Genomic DNA, 19,601 nt, shown 5'->3' on the forward strand with positions numbered 1-19,601 from the left:
CCCAGAACGACAACCCGACGTTGACCGATGCAACATATCACAGGATGCTGCGCCGAATTTGAGGTCTGGAACGAGCCCTTAGCTAATCGGGAGCATCGCACCGAGTGGCTGGATTTTGGACCAAAAATAGCAACGGCCTTTTACTTATTGCCCTCTTGGTACCCGATCACCTGCTTTGTAGAATGGGGGTAATTCAATGCCTTTCGGAATACAGAATTCAACAAGAGATGATGATTTTTCACCGACCCAAATGATGGCGTCACTACCTTGGCGTATATAGCCCGTTTGTTCGCAATAGGCTTGCGCTGCGGCTATCACGGCGCGAACATCGCTTTCCGCATCGAAGTCGCCGTTCATGAAGTCAACGATGTCCAGAACAGAAGATACTGAAACAACGTAGGTATTTCTGTCTAAAGTAGTGGCGACTGGAGCGAAATGATGAATAACTCTGGAACCGTCTTGCTCGAAGTGAAAAACGGATCCCTTCACTATCTGAATATCGTGTTGCAACGTGACCTGTTCCGTTGGTCGGTCGGCAAACGGAAAGAATGCTCCAGCGACTTCGTTTTCAGATGATGGTGAGGCACAACCGAGCAACAGGAGCAAAAGCGAGATTGAGATTGCTTCGCGCAATGCAGAGTCCTCCTTTAGGTTGCCAGTTGCCCAAAGCTATTCAAAATCTGACATGACCTCAATGTCCGTTTCGTCCGCTCTGCGGTCGCTTGATCCAACCTGGATCGTGCTCTCGCAGCGAAAGTCGGGTCTGACGGGCCGCACTGCAGCGATCAGGACTTGTGCTCAATGTCCGGAACGGGCCGTCCGTGGCCGGGCTGTTGTGCCCCACTGAGGTCAATGCTGCACCGCCTCCCAGGTCGGCAGCGAGCCTCAAGAAACTGGGTGCTTCACATCGCCCGAACGTCAGCAAAGCGTGGATCGAAAAGCGAACTACACATCGCTGCGTCGGACAAATGCCAAGGCGCAGCCAAGGGTGATGAGCAATCCGCCACAGGTCCTGTCGATCCAGAGCGCTCCTCGGTCACTTAAAAGGTGCATTGCCTTTGCGCCCAGCCCTGCATAGGTGGCCATAACCGCGACATCGACTGCGATAAAGACAACAGCCAGTGTTGCATACTGTTGAAACATCGCCTCATTCGGTGTGAGGAACTGCGGAAGGAAAGCTGTGAAGAACAGGTAGCCTTTGGGATTTGTGACAGCGACAAGAAAGCTCTTTCTAAAGACTGCAACTCTGTTGTGAAGCGTTCCCGATCTGTTGTCTTCGGATGGGTTCGCGACCGGTTCCAACTGGCCGGTAGATCGCATCATTTGTACGCCCAACCAGACGAGGTAGCCGACACCGATCCATTTGACGACATTGAACCAAAAAACTGATGCGGCCAGAAGCGCACCGAGCCCCAGACCGGCAGCTGTGATCAGAACGGCATCAGAGATTGCGGCTCCTGCGATGCCGTACCCTGCGGTAGCGATGCCGAACCGTGATCCATTGGACAGGGCGAGGAGAACGGTTGGTCCTGGCGTCAAAACAACAACCAGCGCCAGAAAGGCGAATGTCAAAAGAGAAATTTCCATCATGCGGATTCCAAATTCGGAAAGTAGATGGCAAGGCCGGTCAGGATCAGGCAAACCCCACTCACAATAGTCCTAAGCACGTTCCAGACCTGCCAGGAGGCTGAGTAATCTAGCCAAATTTCACGGGCTGATCCGATGTCAATTGGTACGGCAACCTCCGCCAGGGCTTCGTTCATGGGGACATTCACCGCTGCTGTGATGAGGAAGGCACCGACGATGTAAAAAATGGCGGCCAGACCAAATAACATGGCTGACCTCTTCCTGAGCTGCCAAGCGGCGATGTAGGCCGTTACTCCCAGAATGATCGGGGTCAAAAAGAAAGCCGGGAAGAACACTCCGTTCCGGACCGAGGCGTTCATTGCCTGCATTGCGGCGATGGCTGTTCGCGGGTCTGTCGCGTCCAAGCCCCACACTGTCGAACAGACCCAGGCGTAGAAAAACCCGAAGATGGCACCGATGCTTAGGAGTGAAAGCATCGACATCGGCAAAAGCAACCGAGCCATTAAACCCGCTCCGCCCCGAGTTCCCGGTGTTGGCGCGCCGCTGACGCGACCAAGGCAAAGATGACCAGCGCAGCGAATTGACCGAGCAGTACCGCCGGGTAGATCAGGCCAAATTGAGCATCGAAGTATTTCTGCGGCCCGAAGGAAACCAGGGCCATGAGCGCTGCGAGAACGCTCATGATGCGTCCTGCCCGACTTTCCAGCGGCTGCACGATGATAGCCCCCAAAGCGACAGACATCGCGGCCCCAAGAAACGGAGCAATGCCGAACAAAGGCGTGGCGATGGGCGGGTGGGGCCTGATCCCGGCATATAAGGCGGACAGCATGATTCCCTGCAGAAGGATGAGTGTCGCCAGCGCGGCGATGACATGACGATTAGGTTGTCCCATTTGCTTCTCCAAAGCGTAACGGTGATTACGGTTGCATATATCCGTAATTATCGTTACGGTTTCTGTCAACATGCTGGAGACTAATTTTGCGTGAAGAGAAGCGATCCCTGCGTCAGCAACAGATCGAGGCGGCTGCATACGAAGTGTTGGAGGCCAAAGGGTACGGAGGAACGTCCATGCAGGGCATTGCCAAGCATGCGCGCGCCTCGAATGAGACGTTGTACAACTGGTACGGGGACAAACAGGGGTTGTTCCGCGCACTTGTCACAAAGAACGCTGAAGAAGTTAAAGCGCATCTGGAATCCGAACTGCAAACCGACAACGACGCACTTTCAATTCTGGGAACGTTGGGTCCGAAGCTTTTGGATTTGCTAACAGGTGATCGCGCTGTTGCCCTTAATCGAGCCGCAGCAGCCGATAGTAGCGGTGAACTCGGCGCGACGCTTTCAAAGGCGGGGCGGGAGGCAGTGTTTCCACTGCTCGAACGGGTGTTGCTGCGTGCCCGGGACGAGGGCGTGCTCAACTTCGAAAATACCAGAGAGGCTGTGGCGCTCTATCTCGACCTGTTGATTGGCGATCAGCAGATCAGGCGCGTCATAGGTCGCCTTCCTCAGCCATCGGAGACCTTTTGCCAAGAGAGGTCCGCGAGGGCTGTAAAGCTCCTCCGCGACCTTCTCGGCTAGACCCAAAACTACCAAAGGAAATCAAAACATGACGACCCTTCTCGCGCCCAATGCCTGCCAGACCATGGCCGATCTCCGCGTCCAAATCGACGCGATCGATACGGACCTGATAGGCCTGCTGGTCAAGCGGAGCCACTATATCGACCGGGCAGTGGATCTGAAGAAGATTGAAGGATTGCCCGCACGCACAACGGATCGGGTTGCTGCGGTGCTGGACAAGGTCAGCACAACCGCGTCGGAACAGGGGCTGGACCCAGACCTCGCGCACAAGCTTTGGGCTGAGCTGATCGAATGGTCGATTCAGCGGGAAATCAAGGAGCTTGGGCAATAATGCCTTTCGGAGACGCCAGCGGCGCAGATGATGGGGCGGACCTATGAAACTCATCCGCGATATCAGGGCCGCTGGGATTTTTCATAAGGCAGTGAAGTCAATGCAAGCAGGTGACTATCAGGGCGTTCTTGACCGCCTGGACGGGTTCCAAGCGCAACCATATTTCTTGGCCAAGGCGGAACTTTTTCGTGCAATGGCGCGGCATCGGCAGGACAGGTTTGCGGAAGCGGTTCACCACTACGACAACTTCCTGACCAACCATCTCGCTGACATGCCGCCAAAGGACCGTGTCTATGTGGAAGAGTACGGGAAATTCTTCAGAAGCCGTGCTCAAGCAAGACTTGATCCGTCAACGCCGTTGTATTTATCACTTGAAGAATTGAGAAAACTTGCAGAAAACGCGCCTTTTCTCACCCGCGCCGAGTTTACTTTTGGTAACTTGGCAGAAGCCGACCTTACCGGACAAATCTGACCTTCAACTTCTTGGCCAAATGGCGTCTCGGTCCGCATTGTGTGAGATCGACGAAGCCCTGAGTTCGTGCTTGCAGCGAATGTCCGGAATGCGGGCTGCGACCGCAGCATCTCGACCAGTCGGCAAATGGCAGGAATGGGCCGGTTTTCGATTTTCAAGGTCGAAGCAGTACAAGTTTTCTAATACAACATTCACGCAAACGCTGCATCGTTTGATACTTTGTTTCAAAAGCTGGTCATGCTCTGATGTAATCATGAAAATGAATAGAACCGCGCTAGCCTATGGGGCATTGTTGCTCGCAATGCTGATCAGCGCTGGGAACTTCTTGTTCGGCAATCTGGCAGTTAGTGAAGTGCACCCGGTTGTACTGACATTTTGGCGCTGCTTGATTGCGGCAATGTTTGTTTTTCCTCTTGTTATGAGAGGGCGGAGCAAACCGCTCCAACACTTCAAAAGAAGTTGGCTCCGCTTTACAATCCTTGCTTGCATTGGTGTGGTGGCGACGCCTTGGTTTGTATATTCAGCGCTCCGATCCAATGACCTAATAGATCTTGGCGCGGGGTACACCAGTGTGCCTTTGTTGACGATCTTGTTTTCTGCATTCCTGCTTAACGAACGCTTGCGTTCTGTCCAGTATTTGGGCGTAATAATTGCACTCATTGGGGCGCTGGTTTTTGCGTTTCGTGGTGATCTAGAAAACCTATTCAATTTCAACCCGCATCTCGCCTTCCTGTTGATGATAACGTCCAATGCTTGCCGCGGGCTATATTTGGTTCTTCTCAAAAAATGGAACATGCACCCCAGGCCTGACGAAGGCTTGTTCGTGATTTTCATTGTTGGAATTGTCGTTCTGCTGCCGTTTGTCGTGATTCACGAAGCTGGCACGGTTCAACCGTTAGACTATTCCTGGCAGGTCTGGGGCTCGATCTTGTTCATTGGAGTTGGCATGGGTGCTATCTATCTCCATTTGCTCAATTTCGGGACAAACGAAGTTGGCGCATCAACTGCTTCCCTATTTGCATATCTCGTACCGATACTCGTTGCGGTCGAAGCCGTTGCTCTAAAGGGTATGGACTTTCAGATTTATCAAGGCGTCGGCGGTGTGCTGATTATCGGTGGTGTTCTAATCGCAACCCGATTGCACAGTCGACCAGCTGCTACGGACCATCCGCCTCATTGATAGGTGCGCTGCCAGTGGAACGGTATCTGGCATCGTTTTTGGGTGCCGCGATTTGAATGGAATATTTTACCGCACTGCCCAGCCAACAAGACGCGAAGCTCAATCCGGTAAACCAGCTTTCATGAGGTCACCGACAAATTTGTCAAGATCGCGTTGTTGAAGGTTTTCGAACGCCAGACGGACGCGCGAACAAGACATGTCGGGGCGTTTTTCCTGGCTCTGGCGAATTATTCGTCTCGCCTCGTCTGTGGCTTTTCCCCGTATCAATATTGCCGCCAACACATAGCGGCCGAATGGATCAACCGATTTTCCCTCTAATGCTGTTCTCGCACAAGCCTCGGCCTGGTCAAATCTGTCGAGAAAATAAAGACAAAATGCTTTAGCCAACAACTTGATCTTGAAATATGGACCGGATGGGCCAAATCGGGTTGCGGTCTCAAAATGCGGTAACGCAAGCGTCGCCTGCCCATTTGCGAGATGCGCATATCCAAGGACCAAATGTGCGTTTGCTGCGCTTGGGTTGAGGCTGACTGCGAGTTCTGCCTCTGCTATCGCGGTGTCGTGTCTGTCAAACTGGGTGTATGCACGGGCGAGGCTGGCATGCGCGAAACTACTTTGTTCATCCAGTGCCACAGCGCGCTCTGCGTGATAGAGTGCACGTTCCTTCGCCCCTTCCCGATCATCGACCTGGTCAAAGAACAGTTTCCGAAGCTCGGCATTTGCCATCACTGCATGCGCAAGCGCATAGTCCGGCGTCATGTCGATGGTTCTGGCTAATATATCCTTTGCCTTTTGAGTATCTTCATCTGTGAATTTGAATAGATGCCACAGTGCTTTTTGAACTTTGTCCCAAACGTTGACCTCACCACGTTTTAGTCGGGCTTGTTCACGCAAGTCGAACCGCAACTCCCAATCTATATGCCCAACAACGGCCGAAGCGATTTCCTCCTGCAGGGAAAAAACATCATCCGTTTTGTGGTCCAGGCGATCGGCCCAAAGATCATGCCCATTCGATGTATCTACCAGATGGGCCGTTACGCGAACGCGTTGATCGTCATAGCGCACGCTGCCTTCCACCAAATAATGCGCCCCGAGACGTTGCGCGATTTCCTCGCCGGCTAGTGAAGCATCCTTGAGGAGCTTGGTGGAAGTGGGTGAGACCACCGACAGCCAATCCACCTTTGCAAGTTCGGTCACAAGTTCATGGTTGATGCCCGCCACAAATCCATTGTCGTCACTTTGCCCACTGATACAGTCGAATGGCAACACTGCGATTACCGGCTTTTGCGGCGTTGGAAGCTGAGTGACCATCTGATCAAACAGACGGTCTTTTTCGGCTGGAGGCTCGGTCATTGGTGCAAGGGTTTCGGCCTCAGGTTGAGAGCCTGACAAAGGTTCCAGTGTTGTCGGAAATCGAAACACAGGTCCGTGCCTGGGCCATTCGACATTGTTGAGTGTCATGTAGTCTTTGAGATTGTGAGCTGCGTACAAGAATGCGTGGCTGCGTGCACCGACGCTGAGGTTCTTGTGCGCGAAATTCAGGCCCACTGCTACACGGGCCAGCAAGTATTGGCTTTCCATAAAGCTGAGCCGATGGCTTTCGTGGCGCTCAACCCAACTCATAGCCCCTCGTCGGAGAGTTCTGACGAACTCGACGATGCCGACGTCATCTTGCCAAAGCCCCAATGTGTGGTGTTTTGAATGAAAGAGGCCAAGGTCATCAAGGATGGCATCCCATTGAGTAGGACTACAGTTTCCGCGTCGTGCCAGCAGGTATGCCAACTCAAAATACGCATGATCGTAAAACAAAAACTGGTTGTCTTCGTATAGCGCCAAATCGATCAGAAAATAATCAGGATCGCGGCTTTGGTGCGCTCGAACCAGTACATTGTACCCATGGAGATCCCCATGCACGCGACCTTGCGCCGCTCTGAGGCTCAATCGGCCTGGCAGTTTCTCGTCGCAGGCAAAAGCCAACGGATTCGGGTACCAATGACCTTCAAACATTAGGCAACGTTCGTTCGGATCATGACCGCAAACATCCGAAAGGAACTGGTGTAGACGACCTAGATCGGGATCCAGTCTGTAGCCGAGCCATCCGGAAAGAAGATCCCGGGGCGAGTGCAATCCGGGTGCCATTTCATAATCGACGTTCCAGTCGTCAAGGAGACTTCTCGACAGCCGCTGAAGAACGTTCAAGGCGAGCTCGTAGCCACAATCGTTCCAGGGAAGCGAATACTCAAGTCCTTGCGCCACGACCGTGGAAAGGATCGCGATCTTACGGTCGTGTTCCAAAGAATGGACGATGCGTGCCAGATGCTTTGATCCAAACGCAGGAACCGCCTCGAACGCCTCCAGATGCCTTTGGTTTTCGGCTTTTTCTTTCCATTCCGGATCGGGAAGGGCGTCAAATTTGAGAATGGCCTGACCACTGAATCCATCGCATGTAATGTCGACAATATAGACAAGGGCACCGGACTTACCGGCGCTTACCTGACGGTGAAAGTAAACTTCATTCTCTACTGACCACTTGTCAGTTATCAGTGGCAGAAGCTCGAAATATGCTTCAGGCCATGAGAGATCATCGATGGCGGGCATTAACGTCACTCCGCAGAAGTGCGGCCAAGGAAGGTGTATATCTGTAAGGCGGCACCGTTTCCCGACATGATACACAAGCAATAGTGTGAACCAAGGCGTTTAAATCGACCGGTCAGAGCTTTCTACGCGACGGCTGGATCTGCCCTATAGAGCCCGAAGGGCTGCAACATGCGTGAAAGTCCGCTTTGAACGAGAAAAATACCGATGAGCAATTGAACGCGATCAATGATTGCATTCGGCCGCTCCTAACAAGTTGCGGAAAGAAATCTCGGTATCCCCAGAGCTTTCAACGTCGACGTGTAGATTGAACCAAGTTGGCTAAGCCAATTCGCCGACCATCGATTTCAGGTGGCGCATGTCCGTACCGCAGCACCCTCCAAATACTTGAATCGACGGATTCTGCCGGGCAATCGAGGCAATTTGTTTGCCAAGTTCAATTGGATCGCCTTCGTCCAGCTCATCCGCTTCGTCAAGTTCCGCATGCGAGCAACTCGAAGCGTTAGCCACCAGGCCTCTAAGTCGGGGGTGGTTGCCAAGCGCTCTGCCGAAATGGGTCGGATGAGCGCAGTTGACCATGAAAAACAGCGCCGCGGAGTCGGTTGCCCCGTCGATCTGATCAATTACGTCCACAAGTTTGGTTCCGTCTGCCAGGCGCCCGTCTGTCTCAACAACCAGAGACATTATGATTGGCAGATCAGCGTCTCGGGCGGCGAGGATGCATCCCGCTGCCTCGCTGAGACGGTTGAATGTATAAGCGGTGACCAGATCGACGCTTGTGTCTTTCAGGCTTTGCATTTGAGCGGCGTGGTATTGACGTGCATCTTCGACGGATACCGGCGGGATGTCGGCGTAAGGATCATAACGTGGACCGATGCAGGCCGACACCAGTACATCATTGCGTGCGGAAGCTTGGCGCAGTTCTTCCATTAGACTGACCGCATCTTTGTTTACTTCGGCGAGCCGTTCTGCATCGTACCCCAAGGGCGCTGCCCGGTCGGCGTTCGCCATCCATGTGGGCGCATCAAGGATGCATCCGACATTCATTTCACGGGCGAGATCGACAAGTGCCTGCATTTGACCGGCCAGTATTGCCCTAGTGCTAGGTTCTTCCAGCAATGGAAACGACGCGAAACCGGGTAACTCAACTCCATGATTGAATATCAGGTCGGTGCCAGTGCCGGCGTAAACCAGAAAGGTCTTATCACCTTCGAGTGAGAGCTGTCGGGCCATTCTGATCTACGCCTATTGCCGTTATGCTTTCACAAGAAACCTACATTGTCTTGGGCCTCCTGTGAACCTTAGGGCGGCGACAGGGTGTCTGCCGTGAGAATGACCTCATCTTCCCGGGCAACTCGCAACCTCAGCGAACGCCCCCTTCGGCGGGCTGAACCGCGGATACATCAAGCCATTGCCAATGGCCGATTTGGGCCACCTCGTCGGGCAGATTTACCCGTCAGCTTAACTTTCTGTGTCCGATCTAACGACCGTGAAGGCCCAATCTCGAGATTGTATTAGCGCTTTCCCCACACACTATAAGTGGACGGTCATCAGCATTTTTGCTGATTGTAAATGCTTTGAAGGCCCTTAAGATGAGTGACATTTTTTAGCGAGCCAAATGAGAATCTTATGGATCATCCAGCTTTTGGCGATACTCGGTGTTCCCGCCAGTGCTGACGAGCAACGTATCGAGATCAACAATGTCTACCCTCTGAACCAAGAGAACTTTGATCTTGGTGATCACATTTTTCACCTGACGGACAACACGGGTGGTTTCGAAGTAATTGAAGGTCCAATGGATGACGGGCCCGCCAGATGTTTGGGTTCGGGATTTGGGTTCGAAGACGGCACCAACTCGATCAATGGTATATGCGTATTCGGTGAAGGTGATGATACTTTTATCATGCGATGGAAGGCCGGGGAAAAAGGCGAGGCAAACACTTGGGAAATCGTCTCCGGGACAGGGCGCTACGAAGGAATGACTGGCAGCGGTATCGCGACAACAGACATCGCCTCAGCATACCAAGCGCTGCCCCTGAGGCGAACTCACATTGTCGGAACAGTGGAAATCCCTGACTAAGACGGCTGCGCTTCAGTATCTGCACAGTTTCGATTGGTCTCGAACTTTGTCGGTCTTAAGTGGCTATCGCGGCTTGGTCTAAATCCTTTCGGGATCACTTGCATTATTGCGGCGTACGTCCGCTTGGTCCCCGCGAAATGTGAGTTCGTGTTTCGCCCTCCGGCAACTCAAACCATCATCCTGAAGGATCAAAAGCCGTTGAAGCACTAACAATCAACTTGAACCAGTCAGGTGAGGCTGCTCCGCAAAGTTGAATTCTGCACCAACGCCGTCTCGAAAGAATCCTTTTCGTAATATGGTACGGTCAGACATTAGGTGAGGACCAGATATGCTCGAAAAAGTAACAACTGCATTGTCCATGTTTCTGATTTCGGGACAGGCCATTGCGCTTGATTGCGGCGAAGTAACCAAACCCTGCAGAATAGACACTGGTGAGTACCATATCACCCTTCCAGATGAATGGCGGGGCGGGCCAGTCGTGATACATTTGCATGGCTATGGCGGGTCCGGAGCAAAGGTGCTCAAAAACAAGCAGTTCGTCGAAGCATTCACCGCGCGGGGCTATGCGTTTGTGGCGCCGACCGCACTGCCATGGCAGGAAAGCAAACCCGCTGACTGGTCGGTTCGGGATGGGTGGATCACCTATCCCCGCTCTGATGTCAGGTTTCTCCGTGACGTGCTGGCGGATGTCGCGACCCGCGCAAAAGTGAATCCGAACCAGGTGTTGCTTACAGGGTTCTCACGAGGTGGTTCCATGGTGTGGGAAGTTGCGTGCCTCGCACCAGATCTGGCGCGTGGCTATGCCCCTGCTTCCGGTGGCTTCTGGCTCCCAATGACGCACGAGTGCCTCGGGCCAGTTCACATGCTTCACACACACGGTTTCACTGACAAAGTTGTGCCGCTTGAGGGCAGATCAATACACAATGAAGAATTCGATGTCACCATTACCCAGGCCGATATCTGGGAAGGTCTTGCGTTGTGGCGCCAAACTAACGAATGCCAACACAACGCGGCGGAAAACGAAGTGAGAGCCAATCTCTGGCGCAAACGGTGGGAATGCGAACACGGTAGTCTTGAACTCTTTTTGCACGACGGCGGACACGGCTACCCAAAAGATTGGGGCACGATGGCGCTCGACTGGTTCGAAGGTTTGGAAAACTGACGAACCACGAAATCACAGCGGTCGTGTCAGCTTAGCTAAAACTAGTCCGGTTGCTCTGAGGCACACCGTGCCGGTTAAACCTTTCTAATACTTAAAGAAAATTTCCCAGATAGCAGCAATGATGACACTGATGCCAGCGGCGAATACCAATGCGATTGCGCTGAAGAACAAACGCGGCTGGCTGGAGCGGCGGATAATCGAAAAATGAACTCTTATCTGGCCTCTAAGCAAACCAACTGCTGCCATCGATATTGCAAAAAAGTCGAGTGCCAGCGCACTGGACCCGCCCTATAGCCGTTTCCATTACTCACTCTCAGCCACTGACAGCAGTAACCCGGTTAGGACAAATAGCGCTGCGAAGAGCCACATCAAATACATAAAAATCATCGACCCGATGACCGCACGCCTTGGTCAATCCAGTAATTGACCAAGGCTGCATCCGCAAGCTCACCGAGAGCAGGATGGTCGCTGAAATGATACAGAAACCTCAACACGGCCTCGTTCTGTGCAGGCGTTAACTGGTTGAACTTGGACTTCCTGAACTCGTGCAGCATTTCATTCGATGTGCCTAGGTTGAGTGCCAGCAGAATGCTTTCACCGGCATATTCCGGGCTGTCTGAGTTTTGTAGATTCCAAATCAGATACGCGGGCAAGTAGTACTGAAAGCCGTGGGGGCAGCGTAACCGTGTACGATCATTTGATCGGTCAACTCATGCCATTTGACCCCGCCATAGAATGCAAGAATATCCACGTCATCCAAACATTCGGGGTGAAGAAGTTCATCATCAGCAGGTGGCTCAAGGCCATCAAACGCAGCAATGATCTGTGTTGCAAGAGCTTCCGTTGTTGTCGTTACCTTTGGCATGGTGACATATTAATCTGGCTGAAACCCCGAAATCGAGTGATTGCGATGGACACCGGACAGAGGCTTTTTCAGGACATTGTTCGAAGTTCAGCAGCGGAGACGAAGAAGCTACTTTGGGGCAGCACAATTGGGATGTATGTGTAGAAGTGTATTGAGGAAGCCGGGTGTCCCTAGTGTGATACAAAGAGCGCCCTTGACCGATTTGGGAAGAAGATGATGAGTGGCGATTCTGAAACCTACCAAGGAATCTGCTATTGTGGCGCATGTAGTGTTTCTGCTGCCGGTAAGCCGATGGTCATGGCATATTGTCATTGCCACTCTTGCAGAAAATGGCATTCGGCGCCTGTCAATGCTTGGTGCCTCTGGTCGGCAGACAATGTCTCATTGTCAGGACCGACGGTTCAATCGGACAAGAATGATGAAAGCCATCGTGTTTCCTGCGGCAAATGCGGGGGGGCGTTGGTAAATATCAAACCCGGAAAGGACATCGTCGCGGTCTACGCAATGTCGCTGGATGAATCTGGGATGAGCTTCGAGCCGGCCTTTCACATCTTCTACGGCGAGCGTGTTTTCGACATGGCCGATGGCCTGCCAAAGTGGAAGACGGTTCCGACATCGTTCGGAGGGGATGGTGTCGCTATGCCCGAACCGGACAAAACCGGTTGGATTTCCTTGAACAGGCGAGCCCAAGGGTGAAGCGCAAACTTACCTCGATCCTGGCGGCTGACATTGTCGGCTTCTCGCGGCTTGTGGAAGCCGCCGAAGAAGCCACGCTGGCGCGTCAGAAACAACTGCGTCTGTCCGTGTTCGACCCCGGCATCGAGCAGGCTGGGGGTAAGATCATCAAGTCGACAGGCGATGGATTTCTGGCCGAATTTTCAAGCGTTGTGGAAGCGGTTCGCTTCGCGATATCTGCACAAGAAGCCGTTCGCGCAGAGGAAGAGTCCGTGCCTCAAGATCGGCAGATCAGTTACCGCATGGGCCTTCACATGGGCGATGTGGTTGTTGATGATGGTGATATCTATGGCGATGGTGTGAATCTTGCGGCTCGGTTAGAAGGCGCAGCCCCGACGGGCGGGATCTGCATCTCTGCTGCTGTCCGTGACCAGATTGTTGGCGTAATGGACGAGCTGTTCGCTGATGTCGGTGAGTTGACACTGAAAAACATCTCGCGCCCGACCCGCGCCTTTGTCTGGCCTCCCGACCAACGTGGTGCACTGAACAGTGCCACCACACCGTCCATCGGGGTTACGTCCAAAAAACCAACGATAGCCCTCGCTGCGTTCGAAGCTCTCGGCAGCAATGACGATGCAAAGATGCTGGCCGAAGCCTGCAATCATACTGTGGAGGCGGCGCTTGCCAATCTGACGGGATTGGATCTGATCGCCCCCGACGCGGACCCGGATCATATCGCCACGGCGGTGTTTCAGGCCTCCGGCAACCAGGTCCGCGCAACACTTAAGCTGCGTGAGACGAGCACGTCAGCAACCTACCTGACCCAGCGGATGAACGGTGATCTTTCCGACCCTTTCGCGGCAGAAGATCTGTTGTCTGGGGAAATCGCAACAACGATCCGATACGGAATTCTGCAGCGAATTGCTGAGGGCGCAGCGGAAACGGAGACAAACGACCCCGAGGCAATGCTGAACCTTGCGGGGCATTACATGATGGGATCGCAGCCCGAAGAATGGGAGGCGGCCGGCCATCTGTTGGACAGGATCCTGACGGTCCAGCCACGCAATTTCATGGCCGTTGGGATGAAGGCGAACACGTTGATTGGCGAATTGGTTTGGGGCTACCGTCCGATAAGCCCGGAGGATATCGAAGCCGCTGACGCCGGGCTGAGCAAGGCGGTGTCGTTGAATGATCAAAGCGACTACGTGCACCTGATCCGGGGGATTTTTCACTACGGTATCACCGGCGATTTGGATGCGGCGGTGCGGTGTGTTGAACGCGGGTTCGAAATCAGTCCGCAGTTCGCCCAGGGGCATATGGTACTGGGCTGGATCCAGAACTTGATGGGCCAACCAGAGCTGGCGCTGAAGTCCATCAAAAAGGGCTCGTTTTCTCTGGCCAAGAACCGGATTTATCACCGCGTCCCACAAGCGTTGGCCCAGACTTATCTGGTTATGGGCGACTTCGAGAAAGCTATCGCCAACGCCAACCGAGCGCTGCAAAATTCGCCGGGACTACCGGTCGCACAATTGTATCTTGCCAGCGCGGCTGGTCAGGCTGGTCTACCTGATCAAGGAGAAAGGGCGCGGGATGCCCTAATTGCGTCAAATCCGGACTTCCGAGTTAGCGGCGTGCGCAGGTTCCATTTTCAGGACCCAACACGTTGGGACGCTATCCTGGATGGGCTTCGCTCGTTGGGGCTGCCCGAATAGAAGCTCGCCCGAGTTTGTGCCACAAGCATTTTAAACTGGATGCGAAGATCGTCTTCCAACTCCACGAGATGCGCGAATGATCATAAACCTAGTTTTGGATTAGCGGGCAGCGAAAGCGCTCAATTCGGAATATCGGCAATTGCTCCGATCAGATTCAGCACTTCATGCGTCTCTCGATTAACCTCATAAACGTAGTCTCCGGTTAGAACGCAAACTCAACTGGCGCGTAGTTAATGCTTGCTTGAAAGCGCCATGGTTGGCACTTTCTCTGGGGAAGCCATTTGTATCTGCGGATCCGTTGACCAAAATGTTTTGGCATGTCGCTCATAGGCGCGGGAGTGGAAAAAACACTGGAGATCGAGCACATACTGACATTCGACAGACCAGTTGATGAGGTCTGGACCTTGTTGTCCGACTCACAGCGTATGCACGCCATCAGCAGCGCCGGGTTCTCTCCATATGAAGCTGAAGATGTGGTTACGGCAGATGGATCAATCGAACGCGCAGCGTACAAGAAAATTGGTCTGATTAAGCTTAGATGGCGAGAGAGAATGGGGGAATGGGCTGTCCAAAAGTATTTCAGCCAAACCCGCCTGTTTGAAACTGGTCCCTTTAATGAGCTGACGGTCCATGTCCATTTCGATGAAAACGATGGGAAAACCACCGTCAAAGGTATTTTTCTTGCGCGATGGAGTAGTTTGCTCGGGACCGCTCTTATTCGCCTCGGTGTCCTTCACTGGATGACGCAGCAGCCGGTTAAAGCCATGCGCCAGACCATGGCCGAGTACGAGAACCTGCGTCTGCCGGTCCCGCGGGGCGAGTTGCATAAAGTATCCGGACGGGCCAAGCAACGTTTGGCGGAGGCGATGGAGGAGATCGACCAAGGCCCGTTTGGTCACGGATTGACCGGTGCGCTAAGCAACTTCCTGTTGAAAGCTGATCCGCATTCTTTGCGCCGCATTCGTCCATTGAAACTGGCAAGTGCCTGGGGCGTGCCAGAACAACAAATTATCGAAACTTGCATTGCTGCCCATAAGGCAGGCGTCCTCAGCATGCGGTGGGTCATCCTTTGCCCGCGTTGCCGCGATGGAAAAGCCGATGCAGAAAACCTCGCCGATGTTCCGGACGCGGCGCACTGTTCGTCGTGCAATGTCGATTTTGACCGGGATTTCGTGAACAATGTCGAATTGGTGTTTAGCCCGTCTGCATGGCTCCGGACATTGCCACGCGGAAGCTTTTGCATGATGGCCCCTGCCAATGTGCCACACATCAAGTGGCAGGAAGCAGTTGCGTCGAACCAGGCCCTTGAAAAAGAACTGGCTGTGCCAGCGGGGCAATACCGCATTCGGACGGTTGAGGCAGGTGGTGAAATTGTTGCGGATTACGATGGTACGTCCTGGGTTGGTGTGACGCTGACGGGCGATACTGTTCAAAGTGATCCGACACGGTCTGGTCGCACAATTTCAGTTCGCAATGATGGGTCAGAGCTACGGACAATCGTGGTGGAAAACGCCAAGTTCAGCAAGAACAGGCTGACGATCGGCAGGCTTGCCACTTTGCCAGCTTTCCGCGATTTCTGTCCCGATCAATTACTCGGGGCTAAACAGACGGCGGGGATTGGTCAGGTTGCTATCCTGTTTTCTGATCTTGAGAAGTCTACTGCGCTTTATGAATCCATTGGCGATGCGTCAGCATATGCGCTTGTGGTTTCGCATTTCGAGGTCATGGAAAAGTGCGTGCGAAAACACGGTGGCATCGTGGTGAAAACTATCGGTGATGCAGTTATGGCCGCGTTCTCTGACGGTGAAGCAGCGCTTCAGGCTGCAATTGACGTCCAGCGCGAGATCACCGAGTTCAATGCACTGAATAACCACCCTGATCTGAAACTCAAGATTGGCATCCACGAGGGGACTTGTGTCGCCATGCGCTCAGACCAGGGACTGGATTTCTTTGGAAGCACAGTAAATCTGGCCGCGCGTCTTCAATCGAAAGCGGAAGGTGGAGAGGTAGTTTTGTCACAGGAATTGGCACAAACAGAATTGCTGGATTCGGTCCGGCAGCGCGAGTTGATATGGGACGAAGCAAGCTTGTCTGGGTTTGACACACCAGTGAAGTTTGTACGGGTGTCGTGTTGAGATATGGCATATCGGTCTGCTAATGCTCCGATTTGCTAGGAGATCTGGTCTTCTGGATATTCAAAGGTCCCTATCCAATCTTGGTAATTTCCGTGACGGTTGCGTCGCCCTAACCGACATTTTCCGCAACGCTTCTCAGAAGTTCGCTTTCGGAAAGTCGCGTCGTAGAAAAATCGGCCCCAAATACAGCAGCTAAGGGCCATTCGTGTCGGGATGAGCGACCTGTCGGGCGAACATGCTGCGAACGATAAAATGGCGACAAGGAGCCCAAAGCGGTTGCGCTTTCCTGATAGGACCTCCTTGCTCTGATTATCTGGCTGACAGTGCTCTCTTTGCAGGCTAGCTTCCAACAAGCGGGGAGAGAACTATGGAAAAGAGGCTTGCTGCGGTGCTAGCGGCTGATGTTGCCGGATACTCGGCGTTGATGGATCAGGATAGGGACGGAACACTCAAAGCGCTCAAGGCTTTCCGAGAGGATCATCTAATACCCGCTTTGGCAGCCCATGATGGGCGACTGATCAAAAGCATGGGCGACGGATGGATTGTTGAGTTTCGCTCTGCATCAGCCGCAACAGAATGCGCGATTGCTGTTCAGATCGCTGACCGACCACAGGAAATCCAAATCCGCATCGGCATACATACCGGCGAAGTCGTTTCGGAAGGTGATGACATATTCGGTGACGGTATCAACATAGCTGCCCGTCTCGAGGCAATAGCGAAACCGGGGCAGATATTGCTTTCTGATACAGCACATAACAGCCTGGACAGGAACGCCGCCGCCTCGTTCTCTGGCGGCCAGCAGACTGAGTTGAAGAACATTGCACGCCCAGTTGGTGTGTGGCATTGGCCTATCGGTTCGGCGGTTACAAGTCCAACTGTCAATTCTGAGAAACCCGGTATTGCTGTGCTGCCGTTTGACAATATGTCGGGCGACCCGGAGCAAGAGTTTTTCGCTGACGGAATAACCGAGGACATCATAACAGAGTTGTCTCGGTTTCGTTGGTTGATGGTCGTGGCGCGAAACTCATCTTTTACGTTTAAAGGTAAGAGCACCGACATTCGCGAAGTCGGGCAGGCGCTCGGCGTGAGATATGTGCTGGAGGGGTCGGTGAGGCGCGCAGGCCAGCGTCTTCGGATAACAGGACAGTTAATTGATGCCGAGAATGGCAGTCATCTTTGGGCCGATCGTTTCGATGGGTTGCTGGACGATGTTTTTGACCTTCAAGATCAGGTCACACAGGAAGTTGTCGCGGCGATCGAACCGTCCGTTCGCCATGCCGAGACGGTCCGCGCTCGGGAAAAACCGACAGAAAACCTCGATGCGTATGAACTTTATCTCCAGGCCCAGTCACATTTTCACCTGTTGACGGACGAAGACAACCGTGAGGCCATTCGCCTTACACGTTTGGCGTTGGAGCGCGATCCTGATTATTCGTCGGCAGCTGGATTGCTTGCGTGGTTGCATATCCAAAGGATGGTGCAGGGGCTGAAACCGATTGACGAAGGGCCAAAGGCTGCCGTCGCCGCAGCGGAACGTGTATTGTTAAGTGATCGCGCGGATGGAATTGCGTTGGCTTACGCCGCACACTCGATCTCGATGCTTGCACAAGACCTGCCGCGCGCGCGCGCAGTTTTCAAACAAGCACTAGCTGAAAATCCGAACGCCGCGATCGTTCACATGCTTGCTGGCATCAATCTGAATTTTCTCGACAGACCCGAAGAAGCTCTGGAACACGCGACACACTCGATCAATCTCAGTCCGAAAGATCCATTACGACACGCAGCATATGTCGGGCAAGCCTCCTCATTTTTCCAACTTGGCCGCTATGGTGAAGCCGTACAAGCCAACCGAAACGCCTTGGCCATTAGGGCGAAATTCGTGATTACGCATCTCATGCTCATCGCATCCTTGGCTCAAAACGGAGACCTGGAGTCAGCAAGGGCTGCGGTAGCTGAACTGAAGGAACTTCGTCCGGATCTCGACATCAAGGAGCAAACGAGACTCCCCATATTCAGCGTTCCCGCATGCTCGGGGCAGTGGCGGGATGGATGGCTGAAAGCAGGCCTCCCAATCTGAGAAAGCAAAACCTGGCATGCGATCTAATCCGGCGGCTTCGTCCGCTTTGCAGTCGTCGGCCCCGCGAAAATGCTGCGAGATCGGTCAATGACCGCTTCGGAGAAGCTGCATTGCGGCGTCGCCTGATCTGACGAATGGCTGGTAAGGGCCGTTCGCCTCCTTCGGAAATTTCGATGGAAGAGGCGAGCTTCGCCGACCACAAACGGTAGCGGCATGCGAAATCCTCCTGGAAATTGGAGTGCAAATTTGTGATCGAAACCGAGTGCAAAGTTTGTGGAAGTAAGCCCGAATTTTCCCTGCAATTTCGTGCGCCGCAGTACAAGATTTCACCCAAACCTACCCTGTCTGAGGTGGCTCTTACACAGTGAGTTATGGCCGCTTGTCATCATAGCTTGATGGGTCGACGAACCTTCAGCCTCGCAAACAAACCATTTTGCGTTTTCCTGCTGTGAACACACGTCCCTCATGCAAACAGCAAAACAAAGGGAACACGATGAATAAAGATGTTGGATTGTTCAAACTTCTGGCTGATGCCGTCGCCAACGGCCGCTTGATCCTCAACGAAAAGGACAGGCGCGTCCGATTTGAACTCTTTTCAGAGTTCTGCTCGGCAAGCGGCGTACTGATCACCCGGTGGGATTGGGTTGACCGCCAAGGGCGCCCCGGATTGATGCCGATTATCGATCAGGTCGAGTTTGAATGTTCAAGGATTACCTTTGAGGAGTTGTTCGAAGGTTCACGTGATTACGAGGCAGCGGTCATCGACCTTTTGCAAGAGCGTTTAGCGCCGGAACGGCTGTACACGTTCGATCCGGACTACGGACAGAGCGGCCCATACCGTGATTGAAGAGAAGTTTGGAACTTTAGGTAAACACGAGGGCCGAATCATTTAATAAAGACTGCAAAAAAAGCCCAGAAGTTGCGTCAGAGGGCTGATGGTTGATCTTGATCTCTTTGGCACCTTGGCCAATGGCGAAATGCCCTCAAATTGGAAAGAGTTTTCCGCACGTTTTTTGCGCGTAGGCAAATTTTTTTGGGGGGCAGACGGTGATCAGCCCCACTTGTGTGGTCCAAGTTGATTGTTAGTGCATGACCGGCCTTTGGTCCAATTGAACGATGGTTTCCGGGGCTGGCGGTTTATATCCCAGAGCACTG

The 19,601-nt window shown here is 53.3% G+C and carries 19 protein-coding genes; 11 read left to right on the plus strand and 8 right to left on the minus strand.

The annotated features are described in order from the left end of the window. Nucleotides 1-144 precede the first annotated feature (144 nt). The 4 genes from GS611_RS20600 to GS611_RS20615 all read right to left on the minus strand — a co-directional run bounded on the left by GS611_RS20600 (nucleotide 145) and on the right by GS611_RS20615 (nucleotide 2,551). On the minus strand, nucleotides 145-633 hold the full coding sequence (locus tag GS611_RS20600) for a hypothetical protein (protein ID WP_171638566.1): 489 nt from the start codon (nucleotides 631-633) through the stop codon (nucleotides 145-147). Nucleotides 634-945: 312 nt separating this feature from the next. Next, on the minus strand, nucleotides 946-1,590 hold the full coding sequence (locus GS611_RS20605; protein WP_171638568.1) for a LysE family translocator: 645 nt from the start codon (nucleotides 1,588-1,590) through the stop codon (nucleotides 946-948). Further along, nucleotides 1,587-2,090: a DUF1772 domain-containing protein gene (locus tag GS611_RS20610; RefSeq protein ID WP_171638570.1), complete on the minus strand. Its 504-nt coding sequence runs from the start codon at nucleotides 2,088-2,090 to the stop codon at nucleotides 1,587-1,589. The genes GS611_RS20605 and GS611_RS20610 overlap by 4 nt, the downstream gene beginning before the upstream one ends. Beyond that, a complete protein-coding gene (locus tag GS611_RS20615; protein ID WP_253285153.1) occupies nucleotides 2,090-2,551 on the minus strand; it encodes a hypothetical protein in 462 nt (153 codons plus the stop codon). The genes GS611_RS20610 and GS611_RS20615 overlap by 1 nt, the downstream gene beginning before the upstream one ends. A gap of 14 nt (nucleotides 2,552-2,565) precedes the next feature. Here GS611_RS20615 and GS611_RS20620 point away from each other — a divergent pair, with 14 nt between their 5' ends. From GS611_RS20620 to GS611_RS20635, 4 genes are all read left to right on the plus strand, one after another. Further along, complete coding sequence (locus tag GS611_RS20620) at nucleotides 2,566-3,162, plus strand: TetR/AcrR family transcriptional regulator (protein ID WP_171638572.1); 597 nt, start codon at nucleotides 2,566-2,568, stop codon at nucleotides 3,160-3,162. 28 nt (nucleotides 3,163-3,190) lie between these two features. Then, on the plus strand, nucleotides 3,191-3,493 hold the full coding sequence (locus GS611_RS20625) for a chorismate mutase (RefSeq protein WP_171638574.1): 303 nt from the start codon (nucleotides 3,191-3,193) through the stop codon (nucleotides 3,491-3,493). A 43-nt stretch (nucleotides 3,494-3,536) separates the two neighbouring features. Beyond that, nucleotides 3,537-3,965, plus strand: coding sequence for a hypothetical protein (locus GS611_RS20630; protein WP_171638576.1), 429 nt, complete (start codon nucleotides 3,537-3,539; stop codon nucleotides 3,963-3,965). A gap of 253 nt (nucleotides 3,966-4,218) precedes the next feature. Then, entirely contained in the window at nucleotides 4,219-5,145 is a 927-nt protein-coding gene (locus GS611_RS20635) for a DMT family transporter (RefSeq protein WP_171638578.1), read from the plus strand. 99 nt (nucleotides 5,146-5,244) lie between these two features. Here GS611_RS20635 and GS611_RS20640 read toward each other — a convergent pair whose 3' ends face one another. Both GS611_RS20640 and GS611_RS20645 read right to left on the minus strand, forming a co-directional pair. Further along, nucleotides 5,245-7,743 carry a hypothetical protein gene (locus GS611_RS20640; RefSeq protein ID WP_171638580.1) on the minus strand — a complete coding sequence of 833 codons (2,499 nt, stop codon included), beginning with the start codon at nucleotides 7,741-7,743 and terminating at the stop codon, nucleotides 5,245-5,247. 318 nt (nucleotides 7,744-8,061) lie between these two features. Further along, on the minus strand, nucleotides 8,062-8,973 hold the full coding sequence (locus tag GS611_RS20645; protein WP_216598361.1) for a homocysteine S-methyltransferase family protein: 912 nt from the start codon (nucleotides 8,971-8,973) through the stop codon (nucleotides 8,062-8,064). Between the two features lie 385 nt (nucleotides 8,974-9,358). On the opposite strand from GS611_RS20645, the gene GS611_RS20650 reads away from it, so the two are divergent. Beyond that, nucleotides 9,359-9,820 (plus strand): hypothetical protein, encoded by a 462-nt coding sequence (locus GS611_RS20650; RefSeq protein ID WP_171638582.1) that lies wholly within the window; start codon nucleotides 9,359-9,361, stop codon nucleotides 9,818-9,820. 328 nt (nucleotides 9,821-10,148) lie between these two features. Beyond that, entirely contained in the window at nucleotides 10,149-10,982 is an 834-nt protein-coding gene (locus GS611_RS20655) for a PHB depolymerase family esterase (protein ID WP_171638584.1), read from the plus strand. A 383-nt stretch (nucleotides 10,983-11,365) separates the two neighbouring features. Here GS611_RS20655 and GS611_RS21365 read toward each other — a convergent pair whose 3' ends face one another. Next, complete coding sequence (locus GS611_RS21365; protein WP_371732310.1) at nucleotides 11,366-11,635, minus strand: DUF6714 family protein; 270 nt, start codon at nucleotides 11,633-11,635, stop codon at nucleotides 11,366-11,368. Beyond that, nucleotides 11,620-11,847, minus strand: coding sequence for a hypothetical protein (locus tag GS611_RS20660; RefSeq protein ID WP_171638586.1), 228 nt, complete (start codon nucleotides 11,845-11,847; stop codon nucleotides 11,620-11,622). The genes GS611_RS21365 and GS611_RS20660 overlap by 16 nt, the downstream gene beginning before the upstream one ends. A 297-nt stretch (nucleotides 11,848-12,144) precedes the next feature. Between GS611_RS20660 and GS611_RS20665 the strand changes: the two genes are divergently transcribed. The 5 genes from GS611_RS20665 (at nucleotide 12,145) to GS611_RS20685 (ending at nucleotide 19,293) form a co-directional block, all read left to right on the plus strand. Further along, entirely contained in the window at nucleotides 12,145-12,543 is a 399-nt protein-coding gene (locus GS611_RS20665) for a GFA family protein (protein WP_245218132.1), read from the plus strand. After that, a complete protein-coding gene (locus tag GS611_RS20670; RefSeq protein WP_171638590.1) occupies nucleotides 12,540-14,234 on the plus strand; it encodes an adenylate/guanylate cyclase domain-containing protein in 1,695 nt (564 codons plus the stop codon). The genes GS611_RS20665 and GS611_RS20670 overlap by 4 nt, the downstream gene beginning before the upstream one ends. Before the next feature lie 338 nt (nucleotides 14,235-14,572). Continuing rightward, nucleotides 14,573-16,369, plus strand: a complete 1,797-nt coding sequence (locus tag GS611_RS20675) for an adenylate/guanylate cyclase domain-containing protein (RefSeq protein ID WP_171638592.1) — start codon at nucleotides 14,573-14,575, stop codon at nucleotides 16,367-16,369. Between the two features lie 367 nt (nucleotides 16,370-16,736). Then, complete coding sequence (locus GS611_RS20680) at nucleotides 16,737-18,446, plus strand: adenylate/guanylate cyclase domain-containing protein (protein ID WP_171638594.1); 1,710 nt, start codon at nucleotides 16,737-16,739, stop codon at nucleotides 18,444-18,446. A 493-nt stretch (nucleotides 18,447-18,939) separates the two neighbouring features. Beyond that, on the plus strand, nucleotides 18,940-19,293 hold the full coding sequence (locus tag GS611_RS20685; protein WP_171638596.1) for a hypothetical protein: 354 nt from the start codon (nucleotides 18,940-18,942) through the stop codon (nucleotides 19,291-19,293). Nucleotides 19,294-19,601: the final 308 nt, after the last annotated feature.

The sequence above is a fragment of the Ruegeria sp. HKCCD6119 genome, assembly GCF_013110585.1.
GTDB lineage: Bacteria > Pseudomonadota > Alphaproteobacteria > Rhodobacterales > Rhodobacteraceae > Ruegeria.

Excerpts from the sequence above, each read along its gene's own strand:
- GS611_RS20660 (WP_171638586.1), bottom strand. The coding sequence starts at position 11,847 with ATGCCAAAGGTAACGACAACAACGGAAGCTCTTGCAACACAGATCATT.
- GS611_RS20615 (WP_253285153.1), bottom strand. The coding sequence starts at position 2,551 with ATGTTGACAGAAACCGTAACGATAATTACGGATATATGCAACCGTAAT.
- GS611_RS20630 (WP_171638576.1), top strand. The coding sequence starts at position 3,537 with ATGAAACTCATCCGCGATATCAGGGCCGCTGGGATTTTTCATAAGGCA.
- GS611_RS20655 (WP_171638584.1), top strand. The coding sequence starts at position 10,149 with ATGCTCGAAAAAGTAACAACTGCATTGTCCATGTTTCTGATTTCGGGA.
- GS611_RS20665 (WP_245218132.1), top strand. The coding sequence starts at position 12,145 with ATGGCATATTGTCATTGCCACTCTTGCAGAAAATGGCATTCGGCGCCT.
- GS611_RS20650 (WP_171638582.1), top strand. The coding sequence starts at position 9,359 with ATGAGAATCTTATGGATCATCCAGCTTTTGGCGATACTCGGTGTTCCC.
- GS611_RS20685 (WP_171638596.1), top strand. The coding sequence starts at position 18,940 with ATGAATAAAGATGTTGGATTGTTCAAACTTCTGGCTGATGCCGTCGCC.
- GS611_RS20605 (WP_171638568.1), bottom strand. The coding sequence starts at position 1,590 with ATGATGGAAATTTCTCTTTTGACATTCGCCTTTCTGGCGCTGGTTGTT.
- GS611_RS20625 (WP_171638574.1), top strand. The coding sequence starts at position 3,191 with ATGACGACCCTTCTCGCGCCCAATGCCTGCCAGACCATGGCCGATCTC.
- GS611_RS20680 (WP_171638594.1), top strand. The coding sequence starts at position 16,737 with ATGGAAAAGAGGCTTGCTGCGGTGCTAGCGGCTGATGTTGCCGGATAC.
- GS611_RS20610 (WP_171638570.1), bottom strand. The coding sequence starts at position 2,090 with ATGGCTCGGTTGCTTTTGCCGATGTCGATGCTTTCACTCCTAAGCATC.
- GS611_RS20635 (WP_171638578.1), top strand. The coding sequence starts at position 4,219 with ATGAAAATGAATAGAACCGCGCTAGCCTATGGGGCATTGTTGCTCGCA.
- GS611_RS20645 (WP_216598361.1), bottom strand. The coding sequence starts at position 8,973 with ATGGCCCGACAGCTCTCACTCGAAGGTGATAAGACCTTTCTGGTTTAC.
- GS611_RS20640 (WP_171638580.1), bottom strand. The coding sequence starts at position 7,743 with ATGCCCGCCATCGATGATCTCTCATGGCCTGAAGCATATTTCGAGCTT.